Here is an 8,874-nt window from a genome sequence, read left to right as displayed (position 1 = left end):
GAAGATAATTTTCATAATGTCTATCTTCAAATTCTGGTCGAAATGGGAGTTTTGGGATTGTTTTCTTATGTCTTGTTAATGATCAATGCAATCAAGTCGGCCAAGAAAAAACATGATATTGGCCTGTATGTTTGTTTGCTGTCCATTGCGATGGTCAATTTTATTCAATTTACCGGTTTCGAAATTTTAACTGCCTATTTTATTGGAAGGGCATTACGTGATTCACCAAGCGCCATTAATTTCAATAATAGTCTGCATGAACAGTGACAACCCATTCATGGATGCTGCATTTGATTCCTTATCTGCGGCCTGTAAAGATATTCCTGTAGAGAAGATCCTTGTCACTAATGGTGGATATATTCCGCGACAAAGTATTGCGGACAATTTTGATAAGGTTATACATGCGGCATTGGGCGGCCTTGGGTATGCCCGTAATAGAGGTGTCGAGTCGGCAAGTGCTAAATTCATCACCTTCTTTGATTCTGATGACATTCTTGAGCGTTCGTATGTGCAGCGACTAATGGCTGAGATCTCCACCGGCATACTGCGCAAAGAAGTCTACGCCTATAGCGGCACCAAAAATATAGATGCCGAGGGTAATCCATTGCAGCCCAGTATGTCGGCGCGCCTGTCCAAACAGCCGAACGCTGCACTCTGGTATAAGCATCCATATACGGGGGCAACGCTGGTAATACCGCGTGATAAATTCATTCAGGTCGGAGGCTATAAGTGGGGGGGGTATGCGGAAGACTACGAGCTAAGTATTCGCCTCAGAAGCACCTTTGGCGCTCCTGCTTTTTTTCAGGATAATTACTATATTTATCGCCTGCATGGTAATGCGATGAGTTCTGGAAAGAAAAATAAAATTCTCGGTGTGCTCGCCATTCAATCTTATGCATTCATTTCTGGCAAAGGCGCCGCATATGCTGTCGGCATGTTTGTCAGTACGATACGTTTCATGCTTTGCAAATTGCGACTGGCATAATTTTTTTAAGAATCACGTCGACTAAAAAGGCATTGCCATATTGATTATGGCAGTGCTCTTGGTGTATTTGGCAGTTCCGTCGCCGAAATCATCGAATGTCCGTTTCTACATCATCGCATATTTCAGATATACGACGTAGCAGAAATTTTCCGTTGATCCAGCGGGAAATTTCAGAAACTAGTTCTCCTGTGTCAAAATACATTGCCGATCGGCTATATTTTTGTTTTTTAGAAATTTTAACCGTGTGATAGGTCTTCCAGACCCTGCCGGTTTGTACAGTTGCCTTGGTTGATAAAATTTAAGTGTTTATGAATAGAACAGAAATTTTGCATGTTTCAGATTGTCTCGATGGAGGCGTTCCTGCTGTCATTGACACGTTGTTGAGCCGCGATGGATCTCAGGCGCTATTTTTGGGGGAGTTGCGTGCCGATTTGAATCAGCGCCATTTGTGCACCTGCATCCCTGATTATGAGAGAACATTTCATCCAATTAAATTTTTCAAGTTTCTTCTCGTATTAAGGGCCAGGATCAAGGAATTTGATCCCAAAATCATCCATTTGCATTCGTCATATGCAGGTCTGCTGGGCGTACTGGCGGCGCTCGGGCTCAAACTGCCGGTGATTTATTCTCCGCATGCTTCGCCGATGATGATGCCAGCTCCTAGCATGAAGTTGCGTATCATTCGACGACTGGAAAAAATCACCTCTATGCTTGCCCGTTGCGTGATTGCTTGCTCCAAAGATGAAGCGGCATATTTTGGCGGAAAAACTCGCGTGATCACTATTCCCAACGGAGTGCCGGATCGGGTTATCCGCGTCTTTGAGGAGCTGCTGCAAAAAAATGCTGGATTCACATACGACATCATTGGTATAGGACGCGACAGCGAACAGAAAGATCTGGAGCAGTTCTCCAATATCGCTGAACTTGTATTGCAACAACTACCCAATGCCAGGATCGCCTGGCTTGGTGCAGCAGGACGTGCAGGGCTGAGTGATAAAGTTACCTGGCTGGGATATGTGAGCGAACATGAAGTCGAGCAGGTATTGTCCCAAAGCCAGATATTTTTAGCGACCTCGCAATATGAGGGCTTTAGTGTCGCCTCCATCAAGGCGGGTATCGCCGGCTGCCAGCTGGTGTTGCGCAACACACCCGGTACACGAGCCTTGATACTCGATGGCACTCCTGGCGTACTGTTCCACCTGCCGGAAGAGTGCGCGGCCCGCATCGTGCCTCTGATCCGCGACGGCTTGCCTATCACAGCGCGTGTACATCAAGGCAGATTGACGGCACAAAATTATTCTCAGGACCTCCAGATTCGCAGAACTGAAATTCTTTATAAAGAGTTTCTGTAATGTATCCGTTAATATTTCGCGTTGTTGGTATCCTCAGACCGATACTATTACTGATTTCCATTCGATGGCTCAGCATGCCGGATGCTATCACTTATGTGATGGTATTGAGCCGTTATGTCATTTGTGTGGAAGTCTATAATGTCATTTTTCCAACTGATGGGTTGTACAAAAAGGAGCAGAACTTTCAAGACGCCATAAAAGTCTCCGCCTCGCGATTACAGTTTTCATTGCCGGTGGCGGCGCTCACGATTCTGGTTTTATACTTGATGAAGGCAAGTGTTGTTCAGTCAATTTTTATCGCGTTATCCGCCCTTCTTTCTGCCACTTTGATTCCATTTTATAGCCATTTCTTCCCGCGTCTAAAATTTTCTCAGTTGGCAAAAATTGAAATTTCGTTTCATCTGGCTGCGTTGGCGTCGGTATTTTTATGGCTTGCGACGAATAGTATTTTGTTTGTCCTGATTTTTTCCCTGCTTGAAATCCCATGCAAGGCACTGTGCATATTTTTCCTTCAGAAAATTGGTGTCGCGACGACTTTGCGCAGTATGAAGGAAGAAAACCGGACAAGCCATGCCGGTCGCAACTTCTTTAATGGCATAAAATTCGGCTACCCTATTACTTTTTCAAATTATTTCTTTAGATTGCCATTTGCTTTTCCATTTCCTTCCGGAGCAATCGACCCTATTTTTGTTCTTGCATCCCAATTGTCAAGCGCTGCTTATAATGTAATTCTGGTGATTCATTCAGACCGCCTGACGAAATTGATAAAATATGCGGCACTTTTCAGCACGGCGCTCGGTGTATTTCTTGTGCCATTAGTCGCGTATGGTTCTCCCAATATACCACTGCAGCTTTTTGTTGTCCTTTGCTTTACGCTGCCGTACTCTTTTTGGCTATCCTGTCTATCCGGTCTGAAAGGCTTGCTTAATAGCAGGGGATATAGATTGTTTCTGATATTGGGACTGAATAGCATTATGCTGCTGGCTGCTTTTGTTAAGATCGAGCTTATCTGGGCGGCATTCATATTTCCATTTTTCTACTTTATGTCATTGATTTGGGCAAAAAAAAATGCAAGAAGCTGATTATATGATTGTAGGTGCCGGACCTGCTGCATTTGCCGCCCTATGCGGGTTGAGCAAAGAGAAGACGGCATCCGTTATTCAGGTGTCAGGAGCGCTGCTCAGTAAACTTGGATCAGGCTCCTGGCTGGATGGAGGATTTGGATCACCCAGCATTGCCGCAGAACTGGGTTTGCCGCAAGTTAGAGCATTTGGGGCCGGTGGTACGACCAAGTTGTGGCATGGGGGACTTTTTGTGCCAAATCGTCACGATGAAATGCTTTGCCCGGAAGATGGCATTGAAAATGCCACGGATCTCTTACCGCATCTGGATCGTGTATTGACCGCGGCTTCGGGCCACTCCAATCAACTGTTCAGGGCCCTCTCTCATGTTGTCAAGGTCAGTGAGTCTAACCGCGACGTGCCGGAAAGTCCGTTGCGCCAGATTTATGTGCCAAGAAGCCGTTATGAGCTGACTGCTGATGATTTTTACGCGGTGGGCAAGCATTTCAAGCGTTATCAATTAGCGCCATATGCGGTGGTCGATATCCGGGAGATAAATGGCCGCCTTGAGGTCTTATGTGCAGGAGAGGCCGGTTTCAAAGTGTTCCACGTTGGCCGCCTGATTCTAGCTGCCGGGGTATTAGGGTCAGGAATTCTGCTCAGGAAGTTGTTGAAACTGCCATCGCTGGCTTTCTCTGATCATTACCACGTATTTGCAGGGGTTGTGCCCTCCAAGCGGGTTGCCAATTTGTCCAATGAAGCCGTGAAATCGGATGGTGGAAAATATCATACGAGCATGAAATTTTCCGTAAAAATTAGCGATAGCAAAATGGCAGATGTCCTCTTCTCGTTCCGACGCGTCAGTAATCCGGATTTTCCCCGTTCAGGACGACGATTCGGAAAATTCATCGGCGTTAATGCTTTATCGCGTACAGATAAGCTTCTTCTCTTGGCAAAAAATCCGATGACAGGACTCGAAATGGTGGCGTACCTATGGGGTATTGAATTGCCACTTGAGCATAGTTTAGTGCATGCCACCGTATCATTGCGTTCACATGAAGGACGCATCTTGCCGGATAGAGTTGCCTTGAATACTCCGAGAGCCGATATCGTACGGGCGATCGAGCAAGCCTGGAGTGGTATGTGCAGCATCTTGGGCATGGATAGCGCTGTCCACGCTCCATTCGATCAGGCACAAATTAGCGATTCGGTCATTTCTGGCGCTCAGTTCGTGGGAACCGGATCGAATTTGAAGGACGATGAGAATGGGATACTCGACAAAATAATTATTGCAGACTGTTCCAGGTTTTCTTTTACCAGTGTGTATAACCAAGGGATTGTTTCTCTTGCCGCAGGTTATGCCGCGGTTGCTCGAAAATTATAAGGAAAGTCTATGAGTATCGAAGAACTTAAGATTGTTGGAGCCAATTCCAGGCTCGCATCCCTGGTCGCTTTAAATGCCCCAGGAGGCCATTTTACGTTGCGCCCCACCGGTAGCGGGAAGTTACCCGAGGTATTGGACGGAATGATAGTGATATTTTCTGATCCGCCTTCGATAGAGAATACTCGTTCTGCATTTATCGACTTGCTCTCGCGCATACCTCCGAACTCGAATACCAGAATTGTTCTGATTTCTTCCATTTCTGCGGCATTCCCGGAGTCGACAATTTTCCCCAGCCAAGGACCATATACTCAAAGGAAACGCCTCGCTGAACAGATTTTGCAGAGCCGGACGGATATTTTATCGGTAATTATTCGCTTGGGGAATATTCGTGAGTTTGGCGGATGGCATGATATTTTCAAAAATAGCAAGGCCGTTATTTTGCCTGCAGAGTGCAAAAAAATTGCGATAGGAAATGTTGATGAACTCCGGCAAAAAATAGTCGAGGGTGCTTCATCAAAATATAATAAAACGCTAGAGTGTTATGCACTGCAGGATATTGAGGATTATTTTCCTCGTGTGATACGCGTTCCCGGCCTGCTAGCACTGTATAAGAACAAGATGTCGCGGATTGCCTTGAAAATCATATCCAAGGTGCTCAGTAAGTTTTCAATATACTTGCCGAGTGCGGATGATTTGAATTGTTTTTTAATGGATAGAAAATAAATATGTGGTTTCCTGGACTTCATGTAATCCGAGGCATCGCGGCTTTGATGGTGGTGATTCTGCACGCCTACTGGACCTGGCCACTGGCGTTTAATCCTATTGTGCGCAATTTGTACCTGTGTGTCGATTTATTTTTCATCCTGTCAGGTTTTGTAATTTGCCTGCGATATGAGTCGTTTCTGAATAATATTTCCGATTTTTCCAGTTTTATCAAGAAGCGTTTTTTTCGGCTAGCCAAGGTATATTATTTATCTGGCGCAGTATGGTTAATTGCATTTTGTGTTTTTTATGCAGCCAAGAAGGATCCGATATCGCTGCATGACATCTCGCTATCATCGTTTCGCTATGTGTTTGCTCTGGATTTCTTGTACGAGGATGGTATATTTAAGGCAAATCCCATCGCTTGGAGCATCATGGTCGAAGTGTGGACATATTTCATATTCGCACTGTCGTTCCTTGCTGTGAAGAACCGTTACCTTCGAATTTTGATGGCAATGGCTATCTCTGGCGCCGCACTTATTACTTTCGAATCAAGTAACTCCTCGTTTAATGTGGTCTCGGGCATGGGAGCATTGGTGCGCTGTATTGCCGGCTTCTACACGGGAGTACTGATCTGCCTGGTACATCTGGCATATAAAGAAAAGGGCCTTGTCTGGCTGGCGGGATTCTTCGCACTGATGTTCGGTACAATGTTTTTCTTGCAATTTCAGACAGATATCAAAGTATTCCTGTTATTTTGCTTGATAATTGTATTTTTGGTCAGATTTAATTCATATATCACCGCTCCGCAGCGGGGTATGATGTTTCTTGGTGACATATCATATTCACTTTATCTGTGGCACTTCATTTTCTCGGTAATCTTTGCGAAGATACTGCATGCTGTTGTCGGGGCAAGTCAATTCATTCAACATGATGGCGAAAGCTTCCTTTCATTGCCCACATTCGCCGGCAGCATAGGTCTGCTTGCCTATATGGCAATCGCAATTCTCATTGCTAATCTTTCATATGAGAAACTGGAAAAGAAATAGCGGCAAGTTAAAGTTTACGCTGCCGGAATATCTCACTGCACGACTGCTGAAAAATGACCACCCTTCGTCATGGAGCGGCAGTTGGGCTGTTTCCCATGGCATGATTGTCGACGCAAAACGCTACATGATGGCGTGTCGTCGGTAGCTGTACTGAGTGCGGCATACTGCGCGTGGAGATACCGCGACCATAAGGGGGCTCTTCAAAGCGTGTCGATATGTTCGGGGATGGAAAGCGGGGCACGGGAAGCCGTCCCCTTGGATACAATGTGATGCGGTTGAACGTTGTACATCCACGTGCCGGGATTGGCTGCTCTTCGTCGAGTAGCTCGTGCAAGCCCCGTGTGCCCGGTTTGTGCCGGGGCTTTTGTAGAAGCTGGCCCGCGCTATCTGTATCCAGACAGCGTGGTGCTATATCAGTAATGCGGCACACTCTGGGAGCCAGTCTGGCCGGCTCCGTCAGTTACTGAGACCGATGATGCATCGGTTTAATACGCGCCATCTTTCTTGAAGATGACCTTAACCGTTTTCAGCAAGATTACGATGTCATTGAATAAAGACCAGTTCTTGACATACCATGCATCGAGATAAACGCGCGTATCGTAGCTGACATCGTTTCTGCCGCTGACTTGCCATAATCCTGTCACACCTGGTTTTGCTTCCAGATAGTAGTCGACCTGGTTGCCATAGCGTTCCAACTCGGCATCAACTACGGGGCGAGGACCAACCAAGCTCATTTCGCCTTTGAGCACATTCCACAATTGAGGCAATTCATCCAAGCTGGTTTTTCGCAGGAAATGACCGATTGGCGTGATGCGCGGGTCATTTTTTAGCTTGAAATCGCGATCCCATTCGGCGCGTGCTTCCGGATCGCGCTCCAGCAATTCTTTCAGCAGTACATCGGCATTCACTGCCATCGTGCGGAATTTGTAGCAAAGGAAATGCTTGCCATTTTGGCCGACGCGTTTGTGACCATAGAAAACGGGACGACCCGATGCCAGTACTTTCGCGGCTATCCAAAGCAAAATGGGGGAACCGATAATTATTACAGCGATTGATGCTGTCAGGTCAAAGCAGCGCTTAATAAATTGCAAGCCTGGCCGTGCCAAGTTATTGCGCATTGTCAACAACAAGACTTCATGTGTGAAGAAATGATTGACTTCCATGCCGTACAGGGGAAGCCCACGTACAGCAGGTACCACTTGCATGTTTTCTACGCGGCGGCTGATTTGTTGAATCATGCCCTGATAGGCATCAATACCACCCTGCTCGAGGGCAACGACGGCGTGCGGATCTCCCAGCATTTTGATCGTCTGTTCCGGATCTTCTCCCAATGCAATGCACGGTACGGCTTGGCGATTGCGATTGAGATAGCCATGTTCAAAACATTCCTGCCCCTGGGGAATCAGGAAAGCTATCAGACGATAACCCATCAGTGCTTCTTCATCGAAGGCACGGGCGGTCTGTAAGGCATTCTCGCCCCAGCCAATGATGACCATGGGACGTATCCATCCACCCACTTTCATCAGCAGATACTTGACGATTCCGCGCAGCAGCAAAACGCAGCAGGGCACGATCAACCAGGTAGCGAGAAGGGCTGCGCGCGAAGATTCACGTTTGCCCAGGAACACCAGTGCTGCATCGATCAAACCCATGACCATGACAACTTTCAGGACTTCCTTGATTTCGTTAGAATATGGCCGGCGTTTGACATGATGTCCCTTCAATTTGAAGATGCTCAAGGTAATCAGCGAGAGCAGGCAGTAACTGAGCAATCGTGATGTATCCAAGCCCCAATTATTGAGTCCGGAAGCGTCAAGTGTCCACAGGCTGGCAAACCAGAATGCGGCTAACAGTGCAAGTGCATCAGAAATAGTGAGAAAATACTTTTCCGCCTTGCTACCACAGTACCACTTTACCTCTTGTAGAAAAATTCCTTCGATAACTTTCATGATTACTTGCTAAACCTTATAAACTTCAGTGTGAACTGCTAAAAAAGAGATTTAAATTTCCTATTGCGCAGGATTGTCGGACCAAACCAAGTCCTCATAATTCTAGATAGAACGATTTCGTGTAAATTTTTTAACTTATTGGTAAATTAATTTAATAACCAAAAACATGGAAATGTATTAGGTTGTCAATGTAGTCTATCAAAATGGCGCTCGATCTCAAACCTTGTATCTTTTACGGCCATATTTCATGGCAGCGGAACAGGTCGTGTGGTAGCTGTCATTGTTTTATAAATTGTAATTAAGTTAAAAATTGTTTCCTTGCGGGAATTTTATTGAAAACAATTTTCAATCAATGCATCATGATTCAGTTGTCTCTTTATAATTTTCTTTAT

Annotated in this window: 8 protein-coding genes; 7 read left to right on the top strand and 1 reads right to left on the bottom strand. The window is 45.9% G+C overall.

From position 1 onward, the window contains the following. From ASN89_RS29620 to ASN89_RS26695, 7 genes are all read left to right on the top strand, one after another. Positions 1–267: hypothetical protein (locus ASN89_RS29620; RefSeq protein ID WP_235502097.1), on the top strand; the 267-nt coding region annotated here is incomplete at its 5' end. Continuing rightward, positions 257–985, top strand: coding sequence for a glycosyltransferase (locus tag ASN89_RS26720; protein ID WP_161911805.1), 729 nt, complete (start codon positions 257–259; stop codon positions 983–985). The genes ASN89_RS29620 and ASN89_RS26720, both read left to right, overlap by 11 nt. Before the next feature lie 308 nt (positions 986–1,293). Further along, on the top strand, positions 1,294–2,337 hold the full coding sequence (locus ASN89_RS26715; RefSeq protein WP_082654775.1) for a glycosyltransferase: 1,044 nt from the start codon (positions 1,294–1,296) through the stop codon (positions 2,335–2,337). A 74-nt stretch (positions 2,338–2,411) separates the two neighbouring features. Next, the gene (locus tag ASN89_RS26710; RefSeq protein ID WP_152988713.1) at positions 2,412–3,419 is read left to right on the top strand and encodes a hypothetical protein; all 1,008 of its coding nucleotides are present in this window, start codon (positions 2,412–2,414) and stop codon (positions 3,417–3,419) included. After that, positions 3,406–4,782, top strand: coding sequence for a hypothetical protein (locus ASN89_RS26705; RefSeq protein WP_152988712.1), 1,377 nt, complete (start codon positions 3,406–3,408; stop codon positions 4,780–4,782). The genes ASN89_RS26710 and ASN89_RS26705 overlap by 14 nt, the downstream gene beginning before the upstream one ends. A gap of 9 nt (positions 4,783–4,791) precedes the next feature. Then, positions 4,792–5,505: a hypothetical protein gene (locus ASN89_RS26700; RefSeq protein WP_058051351.1), complete on the top strand. Its 714-nt coding sequence runs from the start codon at positions 4,792–4,794 to the stop codon at positions 5,503–5,505. Positions 5,506–5,507: 2 nt separating this feature from the next. Then, on the top strand, positions 5,508–6,533 hold the full coding sequence (locus tag ASN89_RS26695; protein ID WP_046684452.1) for an acyltransferase family protein: 1,026 nt from the start codon (positions 5,508–5,510) through the stop codon (positions 6,531–6,533). A 485-nt stretch (positions 6,534–7,018) separates the two neighbouring features. Here the strand turns inward: ASN89_RS26695 and wbaP are convergent, their stop codons facing one another. After that, entirely contained in the window at positions 7,019–8,482 is a 1,464-nt protein-coding gene (wbaP, locus tag ASN89_RS26690; protein ID WP_046684451.1) for an undecaprenyl-phosphate galactose phosphotransferase WbaP, read from the bottom strand. Positions 8,483–8,874 lie beyond the last annotated feature (392 nt).

The sequence above is a fragment of the Janthinobacterium sp. Ant5-2-1 genome (genome assembly GCF_001445815.1).
Lineage (GTDB): Bacteria > Pseudomonadota > Gammaproteobacteria > Burkholderiales > Burkholderiaceae_D > Janthinobacterium > Janthinobacterium lividum_E.
Note: the sequence above shows the minus strand (reverse complement) of the source record. Positions and strands in the feature narration are given on the sequence as shown.

Bases quoted from the DNA above. Each gene is read 5' to 3' on its own strand.
- ASN89_RS26720 (WP_161911805.1), top strand. From the start codon at position 257: ATGAACAGTGACAACCCATTCATGGATGCTGCATTTGATTCCTTATCT.
- ASN89_RS26715 (WP_082654775.1), top strand. From the start codon at position 1,294: ATGAATAGAACAGAAATTTTGCATGTTTCAGATTGTCTCGATGGAGGC.
- ASN89_RS26710 (WP_152988713.1), top strand. From the start codon at position 2,412: ATGCCGGATGCTATCACTTATGTGATGGTATTGAGCCGTTATGTCATT.
- ASN89_RS26705 (WP_152988712.1), top strand. From the start codon at position 3,406: ATGCAAGAAGCTGATTATATGATTGTAGGTGCCGGACCTGCTGCATTT.
- ASN89_RS26700 (WP_058051351.1), top strand. From the start codon at position 4,792: ATGAGTATCGAAGAACTTAAGATTGTTGGAGCCAATTCCAGGCTCGCA.
- ASN89_RS26695 (WP_046684452.1), top strand. From the start codon at position 5,508: ATGTGGTTTCCTGGACTTCATGTAATCCGAGGCATCGCGGCTTTGATG.
- wbaP (WP_046684451.1), bottom strand. From the start codon at position 8,482: ATGAAAGTTATCGAAGGAATTTTTCTACAAGAGGTAAAGTGGTACTGT.